At 33.0% G+C, this 17,839-nt stretch carries 14 protein-coding genes and 2 pseudogenes; 5 read left to right on the top strand and 11 right to left on the bottom strand.

From position 1 onward, the window contains the following. Window positions 1-27 precede the first annotated feature (27 nt). Window positions 28-348, top strand: coding sequence for an HI1450 family dsDNA-mimic protein (locus O970_RS01020; protein WP_036562181.1), 321 nt, complete (start codon window positions 28-30; stop codon window positions 346-348). Window positions 349-475: 127 nt separating this feature from the next. Here the strand turns inward: O970_RS01020 and nudF are convergent, their stop codons facing one another. After that, window positions 476-1,114, bottom strand: coding sequence for an ADP-ribose diphosphatase (gene nudF, locus O970_RS01015; RefSeq protein ID WP_024495333.1), 639 nt, complete (start codon window positions 1,112-1,114; stop codon window positions 476-478). Between the two features lie 142 nt (window positions 1,115-1,256). Here nudF and tolC point away from each other — a divergent pair, with 142 nt between their 5' ends. After that, window positions 1,257-2,603 (top strand): outer membrane channel protein TolC, encoded by a 1,347-nt coding sequence (tolC, locus tag O970_RS01010; protein WP_024495332.1) that lies wholly within the window; start codon window positions 1,257-1,259, stop codon window positions 2,601-2,603. 229 nt (window positions 2,604-2,832) lie between these two features. On the opposite strand, the gene eco is transcribed toward tolC, so the two are convergent. Then, window positions 2,833-3,327, bottom strand: coding sequence for a serine protease inhibitor ecotin (gene eco / locus O970_RS01005; protein ID WP_024495331.1), 495 nt, complete (start codon window positions 3,325-3,327; stop codon window positions 2,833-2,835). A gap of 246 nt (window positions 3,328-3,573) precedes the next feature. Here eco and ydiK point away from each other — a divergent pair, with 246 nt between their 5' ends. Then, window positions 3,574-4,626: an AI-2E family transporter YdiK gene (ydiK, locus tag O970_RS01000; protein ID WP_024495330.1), complete on the top strand. Its 1,053-nt coding sequence runs from the start codon at window positions 3,574-3,576 to the stop codon at window positions 4,624-4,626. Between the two features lie 377 nt (window positions 4,627-5,003). On the opposite strand, the gene O970_RS00995 is transcribed toward ydiK, so the two are convergent. The 8 genes and pseudogenes from O970_RS00995 to O970_RS00965 all read right to left on the bottom strand — a co-directional run bounded on the left by O970_RS00995 (window position 5,004) and on the right by O970_RS00965 (window position 9,980). Beyond that, window positions 5,004-5,999, bottom strand: coding sequence for a phage integrase (locus O970_RS00995; protein WP_024495329.1), 996 nt, complete (start codon window positions 5,997-5,999; stop codon window positions 5,004-5,006). 3 nt (window positions 6,000-6,002) lie between these two features. Next, window positions 6,003-7,082, bottom strand: coding sequence for a DUF262 domain-containing protein (locus O970_RS00990; RefSeq protein ID WP_024495328.1), 1,080 nt, complete (start codon window positions 7,080-7,082; stop codon window positions 6,003-6,005). Window positions 7,083-7,096: 14 nt separating this feature from the next. Beyond that, on the bottom strand, window positions 7,097-7,699 hold the full coding sequence (locus O970_RS00985; RefSeq protein ID WP_024495327.1) for a hypothetical protein: 603 nt from the start codon (window positions 7,697-7,699) through the stop codon (window positions 7,097-7,099). A gap of 139 nt (window positions 7,700-7,838) precedes the next feature. After that, on the bottom strand, window positions 7,839-8,357 hold the full coding sequence (locus O970_RS00980; protein ID WP_024495326.1) for a BRCT domain-containing protein: 519 nt from the start codon (window positions 8,355-8,357) through the stop codon (window positions 7,839-7,841). Between the two features lie 78 nt (window positions 8,358-8,435). Next, window positions 8,436-8,855, bottom strand: a complete 420-nt coding sequence (locus O970_RS00975) for a hypothetical protein (protein WP_024495325.1) — start codon at window positions 8,853-8,855, stop codon at window positions 8,436-8,438. A 405-nt stretch (window positions 8,856-9,260) separates the two neighbouring features. Further along, a pseudogene (locus tag O970_RS10245) lies at window positions 9,261-9,335 on the bottom strand (SHOCT domain-containing protein); the annotation flags it as partial. A 69-nt stretch (window positions 9,336-9,404) separates the two neighbouring features. Beyond that, window positions 9,405-9,527: pseudogene (locus O970_RS10240) on the bottom strand (helix-turn-helix domain-containing protein); the annotation flags it as partial. A 15-nt stretch (window positions 9,528-9,542) separates the two neighbouring features. Next, entirely contained in the window at window positions 9,543-9,980 is a 438-nt protein-coding gene (locus O970_RS00965; protein ID WP_024495323.1) for a GNAT family N-acetyltransferase, read from the bottom strand. Window positions 9,981-10,233: 253 nt separating this feature from the next. Between O970_RS00965 and pssA the strand changes: the two genes are divergently transcribed. Beyond that, window positions 10,234-11,589, top strand: coding sequence for a CDP-diacylglycerol--serine O-phosphatidyltransferase (pssA, locus tag O970_RS00960; RefSeq protein ID WP_024495322.1), 1,356 nt, complete (start codon window positions 10,234-10,236; stop codon window positions 11,587-11,589). A gap of 402 nt (window positions 11,590-11,991) precedes the next feature. Continuing rightward, entirely contained in the window at window positions 11,992-12,987 is a 996-nt protein-coding gene (locus O970_RS00955) for a hypothetical protein (RefSeq protein WP_024495321.1), read from the top strand. Window positions 12,988-13,432: 445 nt separating this feature from the next. On the opposite strand, the gene mukB is transcribed toward O970_RS00955, so the two are convergent. Then, window positions 13,433-17,839, bottom strand: a complete 4,407-nt coding sequence (mukB, locus tag O970_RS00950) for a chromosome partition protein MukB (protein ID WP_024495320.1) — start codon at window positions 17,837-17,839, stop codon at window positions 13,433-13,435.

Raw genomic sequence — 17,839 nt, 5'->3', positions numbered from 1 at the left:
ATTATGACTACCCTTGATTTAACTACGATGGCAACATTAACTGATGATGAAATCATTGATACTGCTTATGATATTTTTTTAGAGTTAGCTTCAGATAATCTTGATAGCGCTGATATTATATTATTTAATCTACAGTTTGAAGATATTGGCGCGGCTGAATTATATACCCCCGATCTTGAAATTTGGCAACAACATCAACCTGATATAGATCTAACGAATCAAGAATTATACGCCGAAGTTCTTATTGGTTTAGCGGATAATAGCGATCATATCAATAATGTATTCGCACGAGTTTTGCTAAGTCGCGATAAGTCACAGAAACTGTGCCATATTATTTGGAAAGACTAATAATGCAATGACATTTCACAAGAAAGTTGTCACGATGTATATTTAGCGACAAACGAGTTAAATTTTCATGATTCTATTTTGTCGCTGTTAAAACAGTAAAGATAAGATTACTCCAAACTGCGAATAGTTAACCATTATCCCATTCGTGTTGCAATTGTTGATAATGCAATTGTAACCATTGTATAGCAATGATCGAGGCTGCATTATTGATTATTCCATTTTCAACCCAATAATAAGCTTGTTCACGGCTAATGACATGTACTTTGATATCTTCATTCTCTTCAGCAAGACCATGGATCCCTTTAGCACTACTTGCATCCACTTCACCGACAAAAACATGCAATTTTTCTGTTAATCCGCCTGGGCTGGCTAAATAACTCATAATAGGCTTAATACGTCCAATGGTAACGCCTGCCTCTTCCATCGCTTCACGGCGCGCGACCTGTTCTAAACTTTCACCTTGGTGATCAACCATGCCGGCGACTAATTCTAATAACCATGGTGATTGTTCAGTTTCTATAGCGGCAATACGTAGTTGCTCAATCATCACGACCGCATCACGTTTAATGTCATAAGCAAGCAATACCACCGCTTGCCCCCGTTCAAGAATTTCACGTGAAACTTCTTGGCTAATTGAACCATCAAATTTACGATATCGGAAACGGTACTCAAGCAATGAGAAGAAACCTTTGTAGACCGTTTTTTTAGTTAAATCGATAACATCTTTCTTTGCGAATGTGATTGGCAATTCATTTTTTATTTTCATATTTTTTCCTAAATAAAGTATTAAAATTGAATAAAAAGTGCTGATAGTTTTAAAGCAAGCTGTATATATGCCAATAATCTGATAAAATCGGAAAATTCGCTAATTGAATTGTAACAGTTTGATAATATCAAAGGAAAGATTCATGAAAAAATTATTACCCCTTCTTATCGGATTATGTTTCTGCCAATATGCCGCCGCAGAAAATTTAATTGAGGTTTATGAACAAGCAAAATCAAACAATCCTGACCTATTTAGTGCCGCAGCACAACGAGACAAAGCTTATGCCGCAATTTCTGGTTCACGGGCAAGTCTCTTACCACAACTTGGTCTAGCTGGTTCATACGGTATTAATTATGGTGAAAGATTAAGTAAAGATCAAAATGCCAAAACAGGCAATTTAAATGTTGTTTTATCACAAACGTTATTTAATTTTGCTTCCTGGAAACAGCTTGATATCACCAAAAAGCAAGCCTCTATACAAGATATTGCTTATCAAGCACAAGAACAGCAACTTATTTTAAATAGTGCTACGGCTTATTTCGAAGTTTTAAAATCAATAGATGCTTTAGGTTTTTTACAAGCTCAGAAAAAAGCTTTTTATCGCCAATTGGATCAAACCCAACAAAAACATCGGGTTGGATTAGTCGCTATTACCGATGTGCAAAATGTAAAAGCTAATTACGATCAAACTATTGCTCAGTTAATTTCTGCGCATAATATGTTAAACAATAACTTAGAAAACTTACGGCAGGTGACGGGGCGTTTTTATGCCAATTTAGCCACCATTGATACCAGTACATTTAAAACAACACAGCCAGCACATATCGATAAATTATTACAGCAAGCTGAGTCGACCAATTTAACTTTATTAACGGCAAAATTAGCGCAAGATATGGCCAAAGAGCAAATACGTTTAGCGGAGTCAGGTCATATGCCGACATTATCCGTTAAAGCTTCATCGGGTTTAAACCGCAATAAATATTACGGTGACAATGTTAATCCTGCTAGTATGCCTAATAATGATAGAATTAATGGCTCCAATTCAATTTCGTTAAACTTGGAATTACCTATCTTTGCTGGTGGTGCGACACATTCACAAGTAAAACAGGCACAATATAATTACGTGGATTACAGCCAAAAATTAGAAAGTGCAAATCGTAGCACAGTTAATTTAGTCCGTTCTTCTTATAATGATATTTCGGCAGCAATTAGTTCAATTAAAGCTTATCAACAAACCGTTGTCTCTGCAAAGACTTCATTAGATGCGACTGAATCAGGCTATAAAGTTGGAACACGTACCATCGTTGATGTGTTATCTGCAACGACGACACTTTATAATGCTAAACAACAATTATCTAATGCGAAATATAATTATTTGATCAGTTTATTAAAACTGAAATTTGCTATTGGTACGCTAAATATTACTGATTTAAACTACCTAAACAATATGCTGGGTGCGAATACCAATACGATTATTGCGATAGATTAATTGATAGAAGTTGACTGTCTCTTAATTAAAAAGAATTCTTTAAGAGACAATAATCCCATCATACTTACTGTGAGTTTAATATATTTACAGTACTTATTTGGGTAATACGACCACTATTTATAAATGATCTAATCATCGATATATTAAGATTAAGAAGATTTTTGAAGAGATGAGTTATAATAAAAGCTATGAGATTCATTCTACATAGCTTTTAATTGTGAATCGCTTTTTACTGATTTACAGCTTTCAATTCACCATTTGTTGTTGACCAAACTCGATATTTCACTTGCATATCGCTTGGTGCATATATCACGATTGGTAAACGGCTATTATAGTTAATTAAACCTAAATCAGAATTGATAGCAACAAATTTTGGTTTTTCTGTACTTGCTGGACAAGCCATTAGCGTCGAAATAGTCGTATTACTACTTTCAACTACATAATAGTCATATCCCCAACCATCAAGGGTCAGCTGTTTTATTTTTCCACTGAGACTACGAGCATTACAATCCGTTGTTAATTCTTTACCGATCACGAGCTCAATTTTGCTGTTAGCTTCATTAGCTAATTTTGGTAAATAAATAACTGAACGTGTAAAACCAGGTTTTGCTTCTGGATATGGTGCAATTTGATTCACTTCTTTCACCTCTGGTGTAGTAGAAGGCGCATGATGACATGCCGCTAAAACACAACAAGATAATGCTACAACAAGTATTTTTTTCATTATAAACCTCGAATAAAATCTCCATTCTGAGAGAAACTAATTCTAACCATTTTATATAAATCAATCTATGACAAATTGTGTGCTTTTGTTTAATTTTTAATGATTTATACCTTTTTTATTACTAAATTGTAATTATAGCGTCTTAAAGCATCAATGAATAAATAATAAAATCACTACAATAAATATAATCACTTTTTTATATGCTATAATTCCGTTCATCGACGCTAATTAATATTATTAAAATTTATGTCACAAGATAAACAAACCTACGATCTCCTTAAATTAATTTTTAATATTCTAGTTATCGGAATGTTAATTATTGTTACACTCAATATTATTGAGCCTTTTCTATTTGGTATTTTCTGGGCAGTCATGGTCGTTATTGCCACTTGGTCACTAATGCTTAAAATACAACAAAAATTTTCTCTAGGCCGTTTTCCTGCTGTGATCATTATGACGTTATTACTTGCCTTAGTATTAGTCATTCCATTTACTATTATTATTTATAGTATTACTAAAAACAGTGCTTATTTAATTGAGTGGACTAAGAATCTTTCACCACACCATTTACCTGAGCTAAACTGGTTAAATTCTATCCCAGCTATTGGTCAACAAGTGCACCAAAAATGGATATCCATCGTGAATGATGAGAGTTTGGATATCATTAATGAAATACAACCTTACATAGGTACTATCATTTCATGGGGTATTACCCAATTAGCCAACTTTAGTATTCTTATTTTCCATTTCGGTGTAATGATTATTTTCAGTGGATTACTCTTTTATTACGGCGAACAGGTCACAAAATATTTATTTGTTTTTGCGGCAAGAGTATCTCCACAACATGGGATCTATTCCATAAAACTTGCGGGACAAGCCATCCGTGCTGTTGCTTTAGGTGTCGTTATTACTGCATTAACTCAGGCTTTAATTGGCGGTATGAGTTTAGCTTTAACTAATGTCCCCTATACCAGTTTACTCACATTATTAATGTTTCTCTGCTGTGTCGTTCAGATTGGGCCGCTACTGATTATGGTTCCCTCAATTATTTGGCAATTTTATTGTGAGAATATGTGGTCAGGTGCATTTTTAATTATTGTTACCATTGCTTTAACGACTATTGATAGTTTTATGCGTGCCGCTTTAATTAAAAAAGGGGCTGATTTACCATTTTTACTCATTCTCTGTGGTGTCATTGGCGGAATATTAGCATTTGGCATTATGGGATTATTTATAGGGCCTGTTGTGCTAGCTTTATCTTATAAATTAATTAATGCTTGGATTAAAGAGCAAGATTAAATTAGCACTAAAAAAGACTTTACTTAATCAATCCAATATATCTAAGTTAAATTAAAGACCAAAACCATCTATCATTGTGATGATGATAACAATGATAGATGACAGGTCTATGATACAACCACTTATTTGTTATAGGCGAAATACAATTCTTTAAAGTAGCATTTAAAATCAATAACTTATAATTAAATCAAACGGTTAACAATACCTATATAAACACATTTAGCTATATAAGGATATAGTCAACAGCCATTTTATCGCCACTAAATTATCGTTTAAATACGTTATCTCTATGCCATTGTAAATATGTCTTAGTCTTATCTTGTGTTTGTCCTTCATACTTCTTCATCCAGCCGATATTACAAAATAAAATTTTCCTTTTAATTGTTCAACGGATTCAACCTTACCGCATCTTCAAAGTGATCAGGCGCAAAGTGTGCATATCGCATGGTCATTTTGATATCTGTGTGGCCGAGTATTTTTTGTAAAACTAAAATGTTACCACCATTCATCATAAAATGGCTGGCGAAGGTATGGCGTAATACGTGGGTTAATTGTCGTTCGGGTAGTTCTATTGCTGCACGATCGATTGCTGAGCGGAACGCTGAATAACATGGTGTAAATAGGTTACCATTCTTTTTGGGAATTTCGTTAAAGAGTTTGTCGCTAATTGGAATGGTTCGATTGCGTTTACCTTTTGTGTTGATATAGGTGATTTTCCCATCTTTAACTTGTGTGCCTTTTAGGCTTTCGGCTTCGCTCCACCTTGCTCCTGTTGCTAAACAGATTTTAACGATAATAACTAAGTCTTTAGCCGTACTTTGCTCACATGATAGGAGTAAGTCATTAATTTGTTCTTTTGTTAGATAAGCCATTTCTTGCTCATCGGTTTTAAATGGACGTATTCGTTCAAGTGGATTGTTATGTTGCCACTCCCCTAACCTAATCAACTCATTAAACATTGCTTTAAAATAAGTTAACTCAAGGTTCATGGTTCGAGGGGCAACATTTTTAATTCGATCTGTTCTAAATATTTCACCATCAATACGCTTTTGACGATAATTAGTAAACTGTTTGGCCGTGAAATCGGTAGCAAGTGGATGACCTATACAATCATCAGCAAATAACATGGCTTTTAGGCGTTTTTCACCGTCTTTAAGCGTTTGCCCGTGTAATGAATACCAAGTATTAATCAAATCTGATAAACGTCTGCGATCTATCTTTTCACCCAACCAAGGCTTTTGGTTAGTTTGCTCTTCTAAATAATTTTCGTAAGCTAACGCTTCGCCTTTGGTGGCAAACGTCTTACGAATACGTCTACCACCTTCAAGGTATTTTTCAAATAACCATTTATTACCATTCTTACGAATAGACATAATTTACCTAGAATTATTGATCAATCTTATAATTTCATTATGCCTAAGCAACCTTTCTTTTTTGTTATTAACAGCCTCAGTTGCTGCCAATTTATATTCATCATTAGGCTTCAAAGCAAAATTATTTAAATTTTCTTCCAATTTTTCAACAACTATACCGTTAAGATTAGTAGTTGCTAATGCTATTATCAATGAAAAAATATTTGCTTTTCTAAACCAAAAATTATCGAGTTTTATTTTTAATATAATATTTGCTGTTTCCTCAAATTTATTAACAAGTTCATCTTTTTTATCAAAGTTAACATTAAGCTCCTCTAATGCTAGAAAACTTCTTTCATTACGATTAAAAAATGAATATAGATAAGTAGACATTAAATTAAGCACATGCATCAAATGAACTTTTCTTTGTATGTCCATAGCTGTATATATCTTTTTATTGTTAATCAATCGTTGAAACGCTTTTACTTTTTTTGTATTTGCCCAAGTATAAAAAGATTCAGGTATATTCGGATCCTCTTTAAAATCAGAATATTCCCCTCCTTCATCGTCAATCAACTTTCTATTTATATCTATTGAACTACATAATAATCTGGCAACTAATAGAAACTCTGATGTAGAATATTCTGAAGCTAATTTTTCTATAGTTGTTAATGAATTCGATGTTCTATTAATCCGTTGAAAAATGTCCTTAACTTTAGGATCATCATTTTCCAGGTCTAACTCTATCAATGCTATTTCATATTTAAAAAAATCATTTTTTTCGTCCGGAGATAATTCATTAAAATATTTATTTTTCACAGCGAATTCATTTCTAATGAATTTTAAAATGGCATTTGTTCTTTGCTGTCCATCTACAATGCATGATATTGTTGCCATTTTTTCAACATCAATTTTCCCTTTAGATATGAAAATTTGGGGAAATGGAAACCCTAAAAGAATTGTTTCAATAAAATCTCTATTATGCACATCTCGCCAAACTAAATTTCTTTGAAAATATGCATCTAAAATATATCTATCCGCCATAACTTCATTTATGTAATTTAACAGGCTAACTGATCTAACTTTATATTGAAGGCTATTCATATTTTCCTCATTCACTAATTATTTATTGCTAAATCTGCATCCAAAGTAAACTGTTTCGTTTTTCTATAAAAATCAACAATTGATTTCTGTTGATAATTAAACATCATTTCAGATAAAAAAATACCTGCATTTATTTTTGCAAAGTGCATGGTATAATTATTCGACATAGAGCCAAAAAAAGTAAACCAATCTGTCTTCAAAGGTATATCTGGCATAAAATCAGGTCGTAGCCACCCCTTAGATAAATAAGACATGTATGACTTTTTATTATTACGTTTTTTAAAATAAGTATTTTGTAGTCCTTCTGAGTCTAGTAAAGATTTTTCCAGATAAAAATTAAACAAACTCGAACTAATTATAGCTATATCCAGATCAGACTCTATTGGGTCAAATGGTTCTGACTTATAGTAACTATAGCCTGTCTTACCTGAACCGCATAACTGAATTGAGGTTATGGGAATATTGAATTTATCACTTATAAGTTTATAAATGGCATATTGCAGATCTTCTTTCCCCCTAAAAACATAAGAATTATAAATAAGATAAATTTTTTCAGCTATTTCTTGAGGTGATAATTTATCTATATCATTTTTCAAACAATCAGAATAAACCTTCATTCAATTTATTTCCCATTCTTGTTTCTCAAATCAATTTAGCCTTTAATACATTAAACACTTGATCAGTTATGGCACCCTTTTCTTTTAAGTTTGCCTGTTATTTAAATTTTCCACCGATTATTAGACAAAACTTCTTTAATCACTCCCCTAACAATATCTCACCTGTTTCTAAAAAGTTTAAGAAGTCGCTTTCATTCATGATGTTGATTCCCATTTTTTGGGATTTTTCAATTTTTTTGATGCTTGCGTTATAACCAACACAGAGTAATTGCAGGTTTAAGGTTACGCTTTGGCGGACAGTTAATTCTTTTTCTTCTGCCAATTTGATTAAACGTTCTTTATCAGCTTGTCTAAAGCCTGTGAAGTGAATATCAAATATATTAAAAGAGGTTGATGAACTTTGTAAGCGTGGATTAGTTGTTGCCCAAACATTAATAGCATGATCTAGATTATCGGCAAGTGAATATAATTTGGCTTCACTTTCGGTATTAAATTTAGCAATTATTCGATCCTTACGATACGTTCTAAATTGCCCACTTTTACCATCTATTATATTTATGCCTTGAATATATTTATCATCTTGCCGAATATAATGGACAACATGAATTAAAAATTCTTTATTTGCGCTGATATATGCAAATATTAATTTTCCTTCCATCCTTACCCCACTTAATTATTTATAATTTATAACATTCAATATTTAACTTTTAATCAAAATAATCTTCTTAAAATTATTTTAATCACACATATCATCAATAGATAAAGTAACAGGAATGATCTTTTTATCTGAAAATTGATAACGGTATAAGAATCGTAAATCATTTTCTTTAAATGTTTGAACAAAAACAGGGACTGAGCAAACGCTATCTTTTTGACTCTCTTTTAGTGCCTCAGCAAGAATTTCAGAAGTTAATAAACCACTTTCCATTGTAACATTGTAGTCATAAATGATATTTTGTTTACTTGATGTTATATCGGTAAGTTGTGATACGTTATCTAATTTTATTGGGAATTTTCCGTAAATACTTAATAGGTTTCTTTTTGCACCTTCGGCAAGATTTTTGGCTGCTAAATCTTGATTAGTATTAGCATAACTACCAAATGGGATCACCATACAACTTACTACCAATAAAACTTGTTTAAATGTTTTTTTCATGATGTTGTTTCCTTTAATTATTAGTGAATAAATCAACTTCGCCTTTAATTCATTAAACTCTCGATCGGTTATTAAGCCCTTTTCTTTTAAGATTTCCAGTCGCTCCAACTTTTCTATTCATTCATCAGATAGAATCCTTTTCTTTTTTGATTTTGGATTTTTAATTACAAACATCGTCAATGTAAAAAGATACATACATCTTTTTCTTATCATTAAATGTATACCGATAAACAAACTGAAGATCGTTATCTTGGAATAATGATACAAAATCACTATTTTCACACGTCCTTTTATCAACAGTTTTGACTGGCATAACTCATTGAAGAAAATAACAAGCAGATTATAAGCGATAGAACTATTTTATATAATTTTTTCATATTTTTATCTCTTATTCTTTAATTTTTCTTAAATCAGCTTTGCTTTTAATTCATTAAACTCTTGATCGGTTATTAAGCCCTTTTCTTTTAGGCTCCCCAGTCTCTCCAACTTTTCTATTATTTCATCAGTTAGAACAGTTTCTTTTTGCTTTGGCTCACTTGGTAAAAATTCACCGTCACCATTAGCTAGCCATTCTAATGTAGCCCCTGTCTCAGCCATACAACGCACAACAATATCTGATGGAAACTGATCTCTTTTATACCGTTGAACAAGACTTGCGGAAGATATATCCAATAGATGTACTTATAACTATGAAGAAATAGGTAACACCATCCATATATGTTCAGCCTCTTCTTCTAAATAAACGTCACCTTGAGCTTGAAAACCCAACTTTGCATAAAAATGCTTAGCATGCAGTTGTGAAGATAAACATAGCTCAGATAAATGGTGATTTTGAGCGTAGTTAATTAAATACTCCATTAACTGTTTACCAACCCCTAAGGCACGATAGGCCTTTAACACGGCAACCCGCCCTATTTTTGCTTTATTATTCTCTTGAAAAATTAACCGCGCAACGCCTACCGGCTGGTTATCAATATAAGCGACGATATGCAAAGCCACATCATCATATTCATCAACTTCAATCAAAGGGTCAAAACCCTGTTCATTAATAAAAACGTGCTGACGTAAATTTAAAGCGTCATCAATTAACGGAGATTGTTGCCCGATAGCAGATTTAATTTCCATGTTATTTCCTCTTTGCACTCTTTATCGTATTCCATCATTTAGCAAAAAATTGACTAGTTCATCATTATTAATGCTATTTTCTTGTATCATTTGTCATGATATGTATCATAACAAAAAATTCACACTCTATATCTGACATAAAGCCATGCTTATAATGCTGTTATTACTCGTCTAGATTTAGGTTAATAGATTACTCTTACCTATAAAATATGTTATTCTATAAACATATTTAACAACAAGCATTAATTATTTTATGCATATACCGTTTTTAAAACTCGATCATTACAAACCTATTAATGAATTACCTAAAATTGCTTTGCATGCTAACGATTATCAAATCTTATTATCAGCAGAAGCATACCGTACCACCTTACTAGATATGATTCGACAAGCTAAAAACCGTATTTATTTAATCGGTCTGTATCTAGAGCGTGATGAGGCTGGACAAGAAATATTAAAGGCATTATATCAAGCTAAAAAAGCGAATCCTGCACTTAAAGTTAATGTAATTGTGGATTGGCATAGGGCACAACGAGGTCGAATCGGTGAGGGTAAAGCTCAAACTAATGCTAATTTTTATGTTGATATGAAATCTCAATATCCCGATCTGGATATCGGTATATATGGCGTGCCTATTAACCGACGCGAAGTGTTAGGTGTTTTACACCTTAAAGGTAGTATTATTGATGATAGTGTCATTTATACTGGGGCTAGTATTAACAATGTCTATTTACATCAATTAGATAAGTACCGTTATGATCGTTACCATATCATCAAAAATGCTACTCTTGCTGATAGTATGGTCAATCTGGTAGAAGAGCAACTTATCGCTTCCCATGCCACTCAAAATTTAAATCAGCCACAGCAACCATCACGAAAAGCAATAAAACCCGATATAAAATTACTTAGACAGCAGTTATCACAAACGACTTATCAATTTGCACCTTCTGCCACAAATAATGAACTTGCTGTTACGCCTATCATTGGTTTAGGAAAACGTAATCTGCTTAATCAAACTATTCACCATTTGATTAACAGTACACAAAACAAAGTGGTACTATGTACACCTTATTTTAATTTACCCAATATTTTAATAAAAGATATTATTCGTCTGCTAAAAAAAGGAAAACAGGTCGAAATTATTGTTGGTGATAAAACCGCAAATGATTTCTTTATTCCAGAAGATGAACCATTTAACTTTATTGGCGGATTGCCTTATCTTTATGAAATTAATTTACGTAAATTTATTACCCGTTTACAAACCTATGTAGATAAGGGACTATTGACCGTTAGATTATGGAAACATGCTAATAACTCTTACCATCTGAAAGGTATTTGGGTTGATAATGATTGGATAATGATTACAGGTAATAATCTTAATCCTCGCGCTTGGAATTTAGATTTAGAAAGTGCCATTTTAATTCATGATCCGAAATATGAACTGACTGGAAAATTCACACAAGAATTATCTACCATTCGCGAACATACTTTTGTCATCACACATTATCAACAAATACAGGCAAGTCAATTCTATCCAAAACCAGTACATAAATTAATCAAGCATTTGAGACGTATTAAAATAGATAAAATTATTAAAAATCTTCTTTAACTTAAATAGAATCAATGACAATTAAGTCATTGATTCTATTTAAATAAAAATATTAACTTAATTATTTATTCTTATTAAAGGATAAAACAGATATTAACGGTTAATCATAAAGACTAACATTGACACCCTTTTTATTGCGCTTAAATCTTATTTTGATAAGCTCGTTCAGCTATCTTTATGAGTTTAATAACCCAAAATATAATAGCTTAACATTATTCTGTCTTATTGATTTTACACAATAACCTTTGCACTAAAGACCTATTCTATAACCAACTAAATAAAAAATCTGGTACTGACCCATCCAATATTTTAATTAATTAGTTATTTATCTGCTAACTAATCAAAACATAAAAGCGTAAGAATTAAATTTATGAGAAATTATAAATAAAATGGAGAATAAAAATGAAAAAAATAATTATTTACTTTTCGCTATTTATAAATTGTGCATTTGCGCATAACACTGAATGTATTAGGGATGATTATGAAGAAAGAAGAATAGAAACATTTGCAGGAAGTAGCATTGATTTAAAATATGAATACTGTAAATATCCAACAAATGAATTAATGCGTTTTGATGGCTATCAATTATTAAATATTAAAATGAATAACCAATTTTATACTTATTCAAATAAAGTTAGTGGTAATGGCTATTTTGGTGGAAAAATGTTTTATTCTCAATTAGGCGTATTTGGTTTTATTGAAGCAACAACAGGAAATTCGCCTTTGACCATTACGTATTTAACTCTTATTGATGATACTTTAGTTTTATTAGGAAAAGTGACTTTTCAGCAACAAATGGGAAATATTATTGGTGATCCTTATATTGAGGATAAAAACAATAGAACCAATGAATTGATAAAAAAAATATTAGTAGCAAATAAACAATATATTTTTGGTGAATATGCGATGAATTATTATGAAAGTTTATTATTTATTTTACTTGATAAAATTGAACAACATATCACCAAAAATGAAATTAAAAAATGGTTATCTAGACTATTGGTCTATCCAGATATAGTTAATTATTATAGACAAAAATTATTTTTCAAAAATCGTTCTTTATGTACATACAACGAAAAAACTATTGAAATGGATGCTTTTGGCTGTCAAATAAATAATAAACAGCTATCTATTTGTTATAATTTCTTTAATAAAAGTGATTTGCTATACCGATATGGTAGTAGAAATAAAATAGAGTTGGAATTAAATAAGGACATTAACAAAGGTGAAATATTAATTACTCCGCTAATTTTTAATAAAGATATATGGCAATATGAAGTTAATACTGACTCAACAAATGCAGGTATTTTAGTGAAAAAAAATGGCAAGCGTATCGCTTTTCTTAAGTGTGATAACGACACGATTGAACCTTTCTTGTTTTCACCTATTTGGAAATAAAGAAATGATACTAATTCCTTTTTCAATCTAATACAGCAATAACAAATGCAAATTTTTCTGACTATTATTTAGTGAAAGTTTATGGATTGGGTGGTTGAGCAATGTGTTGTGATATAACAAATTTACTAACTAATAAAGTTATTGGCATTAGGTTATGCTTATTTGATAGAAGATGACAGTTAAAAATGAAGAGGGTTAAAAAAAGATATTATAGTTTCATCGGCAATAAGCTACGATTAATTAACGCTAGTAACCCAACCATTTATCGCTACCAATAAAAAAAATTTTTATTGGTATCATATGTTGATCCTATCCTTTAAAATAGGTTAACAAAAAAGAGAAAACGCCCTATTATAAATATAAAAAAGATTTAGTGTAGAAATATCAGAATACTCAATAAAAAGGACCTTACACAGATCCTTTTTATTAATTGTTATAAAATAAATCAAGCAAAACCTTTTAAACCAACAACATGAACATGTTCTTGGTTATTTAATACTTTACGCACTAACTTATAGGTTGTTCCTTTTTCAGGGCTGATATTTTCTGGTGCAGCAATAATAAGCTGCATATCTAAACGTTCGCACAATTCAAATAAGGTAGATATCGATTTACTGTCTAAGCGTGCCGCTTCGTCTAAGAATAATAAACGACATGGTAAAATGTCTTTACTACGTAAACGCTTAGATTCTTCTTCCCAACTTTGAATTACCATTAATAAAATGGACATACCGGTACCAATCGCTTCACCTGTTGATAACGCCCCACTTTCAGCACGTAACCATCCATCAGCACCACGATTTACTTCAATATCAAGTTCAAGGTAATTACGATAGTCCAATAACGCTTCACCAACCGTTTGTGGTGTTCGTTGTCCCATATCAATATGTGGATTAAGGCGTTGATATAATTTGGCTAATGCTTCTGAGAAAGTAATACGCTGATTAGTAAATAGATCCTGATGCTGTTCTTGTTGTTCTGATAAAATGGATAATAAAGTTGCATGGCTTTCGCGTATATTTACATTTAACCGAACTCCATTCACTTGTCCAAATGCAACCGATTGTAACCCATGATTTAACATACGGATACGATTTTGCTCTCGTTGAATTGTTTTACGAATAATATTGGCTACGCTTTTCGAGCTAATTGCTAATTTTTGTTCGCGCGTTGTGAGTTCATTCGTTAAACGGGATAATTCAATCTCCATTTGTTCGATTGCCTCAATAGGATCATCGGTTTTAAGAATGTCCTGACGAATTCGTTCACGTAAATGTTTATACATTGCAATATAAAAATGGATTTTACGTTCTGGGTGTTTCGAATTTTCTGATAACCGTAAAATATCACGTAAATGTTCATTATCAGCAACGGCTAAACGTAATGATCCTAGTGCTTTATCTGACATGGAACGAAGTTCGTCCGCACTTAAATAAGCTAATTCTCGGCGATGTAATCGTCTTTCAACATTATTTTCTTTGACTAGCCGTAAAACAATACACCAACCCGCTTTGGCTTGCACGACTTGTTCTCGTAATGTTTGATAGTCACGTTCAACTTTACGAAGAGTTTTTTGGCACTGTTCCATCGTTGCCTCACATAATAATAACTGTTTTTCAAGCTGGTTGCATTGACTGCGGTTAGTTACTACCTTTTGTTGCAATTCATCGCGACGTAGACGGGCATGTTCTTCAGAGACCGAGTCAATATTAATACCACTATCGCGGATTTCATGTTTAAGCTCATTTAAAACATCATGTTTAGTATCAAAAGCACTTTTTAATGATGCTAATAGTTGTTGATTCTGATTAGCTTGTGTCTGATAATGCCGTAATTTTTCACGTACGGCATTACGTTCGGTTTCAACAATCTCTAAACGATGACGTAACTGCTCATTTAAATCATTATTTTCATTTAATATATCGGCTGAATCAGCATAACTAAAATGTGCACGGCGAGAAGTGACTTCTGATAATGCAAATAGCTGGTTTTTAGTTTGCTGTTGCGTTAATTTAATTTGCTGATATTGTTGATGTAATTCATCATTCTGTTCTGGATCACTTTGTAATACCGCAACCAAAGGCTCTAGTTGATGGATATATGTTTGATTACTTTTTACGTAGCTGACAGAGTCTTGCGATTTTTGTAATTGTTCACGTAATTCATCAATACGCTCAGCTAAATCATCATCAGATAATAAATGTTGATAAGACGTTAATTGGTTTAATTGATTTAACTGCGTTTTTGACGATGTTAATTGTTGTTGTAATTGTTGTAATTGTGCTTGATGTTCAAATAATTGTCGCTCAATATCATTACGACGAGCGTTTAGTTGTTGAATCTGAACTTCTGGATCGGGCTGAAAAGCAGTAGCTAGATATTCACCAATAAATAGCCCCAAGTTGTGTTGTAAACGTTGTACTTTTTGTAGATCAAAAGAGAGTTTAGCATAACTTTCGGCTAACTCATCTCGTTCTAATGATAACACTTCAAGTTGTGTTTCTCGTGCCGCACGCCCAAACAGTGGAACGGCAGGAAAACGTGAATAGCGCCATTGACGATCGCCGGCTTTAACTAATACCGCATTAGTTAATTCTTCACAATTGAACATACCATCATCAAAGGAAGAGGGGTTCCCTTCAATGAAATAAATATCTTCTGGGCAATCATCAAGTGTCTCTAGTTTCTCTCGAATTGCCGTTAAATCATTTACCACAATTGCTTGGCGTGCCGGACCATAAACGGCTGAGAAATAAGGAGCTTCATCAATCGTAATATCGTCATATATTTCCGAAAGTAGCACACCATTAAAATATTCTGCTAACGAGCTTAAACGCTCATCATCGGTCCCGTTTGGTTGGCTAAGCTGTTCAATTTTTTTCTCAAGAGATTGACGTTGATTTGATACCTTATCTTTTTCTGTTGTTAGTATTCGTTCCTGTTCTAACAACTGCTGCATATAACTGGTAACTTGCTGGCTACTCGCTAATGGTTGACCTGATTGCTCTCTAAACCCAATCAGTCGATCTTGCGCTTTTAACCACAGCGGTGCTTGTTTAGTCAATGCTTCAATGGTTTGTTGAATTTGGTTTAGTTCTTGTCTGAGATTAATTCTTTCTTCGCTGGTATTTTCCGTTAACTGGGTTACGTTTTCCAACTGCATTTCTAATTCATGTTTTACTTCATCGAGTTGTTCGACATTAATTTGTCGTCCGATTCGTTTACAGAATAAAGTAAAATTGTGTTGAGCTTGTTGCTGTTCATAACATCGATGTTCTAATTCGGCTAATTGACGTTGTAAAGCGTCCGCCTGTTGTGCTTGATAGCAGTGCAATGGCCAACGGTTTAAAATAGATTTAGCTGTTTGCCATGCGGCATTACGGGTAACATCACCAGCTAATTTAGCCACTAACTGATAAGCTTGTTCAAATTGATTTATAGCGGCATCGGCAACACTGAGTCTTTGTTCAAGCTGTAATACTTGTTGAGTAATCTCAGCTTCATGTTTAGTCAATAGATTATGTTGCTGTTCAACATTGTCTAACGTTAACTCAGGTAATTGACAGACTTTTTTGGCATTTTCTAACATTTGTACCGCTTGTTGGTACTGAATAGCACGCGTTTGTTGTATATCTAATGCTTGCTGATAATCCGCTAGTTGGGTTTTGATATTATCGACTTCTTGCTCATACTCATCAACTTGTTGTTGCAACGATAAAGCATACTCTTCTGATTCGGCAACTACCTCATTTTGTTCTTCAAGTCTATAAGTTAATTCATCAATATCAGCTTGATAACGTTCTATCTTTTCCCGCTGGCGTAATGCGGCCTGTACTAAATTAAAATGATCATTCGCCGCTTGATAATCCACTTCTAAGTCGGTTTGAGTTAATGTTCTCTCTTGTAACTCTTTCGCCATTTCAACATGATGATATTGTTCATTGGTTAATTGTTGTTTGGTCGAAAAGACTTCTCGGCGAAGTTGTAACACATTGTCAATATGGATTCGACGTTCATTAGCATGGCGCATATAGTCTGCGGCTACGTAATTGGTTGCTTCTGAAATAAGTTGTTTAAATAAATCACGATCAGATTGCGTTATACGTATCGCCTCAAGCGTCATACGATTTTCACGCAATGCCGCTTCCATATCCTGAAAAGCTTTACGCACGCCGCTGTTTTCTGGTAACAAATAATCGCGCAAAGAACGAGTAATAGCGCTTGATATACCACCATATAATGAAGCCTCGATCAGACGATAGTATTTACTTCGATCAGATGAGGAACGTAATCGCTTTGGTAGCACACCTAAATCAAACATGACTGAATGATAATCAGTAATAGAATTAAATTGTTTAAACTGTACACCATCTAATGATTCAATATGATCTTTTAATTCATTTAAAGAACGAATGCGGGCTTGTCGTTCTGTTAAACGTTCTGTCACCATTTCTGTTGGTGCAATATGCGTCGGTAAACCTTGAATAATAAAAGGCTTAATATCAACTTTTTTATCACGACCGGCGATTTGTTGTAAACGCACACCACAAAGAATACGTTGATGACGTGTGTTAATCACTTCCAGCAAAGAATAACAAACGCCAGGGCGTAATTTACCATGTAATCCTTTGTCTCGGGAACCGGTTGTCGCTCCAGCTTCAGTCGTATTCCTAAAATGTAGCAACGTTAAATCTGGAATAAGTGCAGTAACAAATGCGGCCATTGTTGTTGATTTACCCGCACCATTGCCCCCAGATAATGTGGTGACTAATTCATTAAGTTCAAAGGTGCGCGCAAAAAAGCCATTCCAATTAATTAATGTTAATGAGTGATATTTTCCATACTCAGTCAT

This window comes from Candidatus Schmidhempelia bombi str. Bimp, assembly GCF_000471645.3.
Classification (GTDB): domain Bacteria; phylum Pseudomonadota; class Gammaproteobacteria; order Enterobacterales; family Orbaceae; genus Utexia; species Utexia bombi.
This window is presented reverse-complemented; position numbering and strand designations above follow the sequence as displayed.

What these genes read in the sequence shown, in the direction of transcription:
- O970_RS01020 (WP_036562181.1), top strand. Translation starts at nt 28, where the DNA reads ATGGCAACATTAACTGATGATGAAATCATTGATACTGCTTATGATATT.
- nudF (WP_024495333.1), bottom strand. Translation starts at nt 1,114, where the DNA reads ATGAAAATAAAAAATGAATTGCCAATCACATTCGCAAAGAAAGATGTT.
- tolC (WP_024495332.1), top strand. Translation starts at nt 1,257, where the DNA reads ATGAAAAAATTATTACCCCTTCTTATCGGATTATGTTTCTGCCAATAT.
- eco (WP_024495331.1), bottom strand. Translation starts at nt 3,327, where the DNA reads ATGAAAAAAATACTTGTTGTAGCATTATCTTGTTGTGTTTTAGCGGCA.
- ydiK (WP_024495330.1), top strand. Translation starts at nt 3,574, where the DNA reads ATGTCACAAGATAAACAAACCTACGATCTCCTTAAATTAATTTTTAAT.
- O970_RS00995 (WP_024495329.1), bottom strand. Translation starts at nt 5,999, where the DNA reads ATGTCTATTCGTAAGAATGGTAATAAATGGTTATTTGAAAAATACCTT.
- O970_RS00990 (WP_024495328.1), bottom strand. Translation starts at nt 7,082, where the DNA reads ATGAATAGCCTTCAATATAAAGTTAGATCAGTTAGCCTGTTAAATTAC.
- O970_RS00985 (WP_024495327.1), bottom strand. Translation starts at nt 7,699, where the DNA reads ATGAAGGTTTATTCTGATTGTTTGAAAAATGATATAGATAAATTATCA.
- O970_RS00980 (WP_024495326.1), bottom strand. Translation starts at nt 8,357, where the DNA reads ATGGAAGGAAAATTAATATTTGCATATATCAGCGCAAATAAAGAATTT.
- O970_RS00975 (WP_024495325.1), bottom strand. Translation starts at nt 8,855, where the DNA reads ATGAAAAAAACATTTAAACAAGTTTTATTGGTAGTAAGTTGTATGGTG.
- O970_RS00965 (WP_024495323.1), bottom strand. Translation starts at nt 9,980, where the DNA reads ATGGAAATTAAATCTGCTATCGGGCAACAATCTCCGTTAATTGATGAC.
- pssA (WP_024495322.1), top strand. Translation starts at nt 10,234, where the DNA reads ATGCATATACCGTTTTTAAAACTCGATCATTACAAACCTATTAATGAA.
- O970_RS00955 (WP_024495321.1), top strand. Translation starts at nt 11,992, where the DNA reads ATGAAAAAAATAATTATTTACTTTTCGCTATTTATAAATTGTGCATTT.
- mukB (WP_024495320.1), bottom strand. Translation starts at nt 17,839, where the DNA reads ATGACTGAGTATGGAAAATATCACTCATTAACATTAATTAATTGGAAT.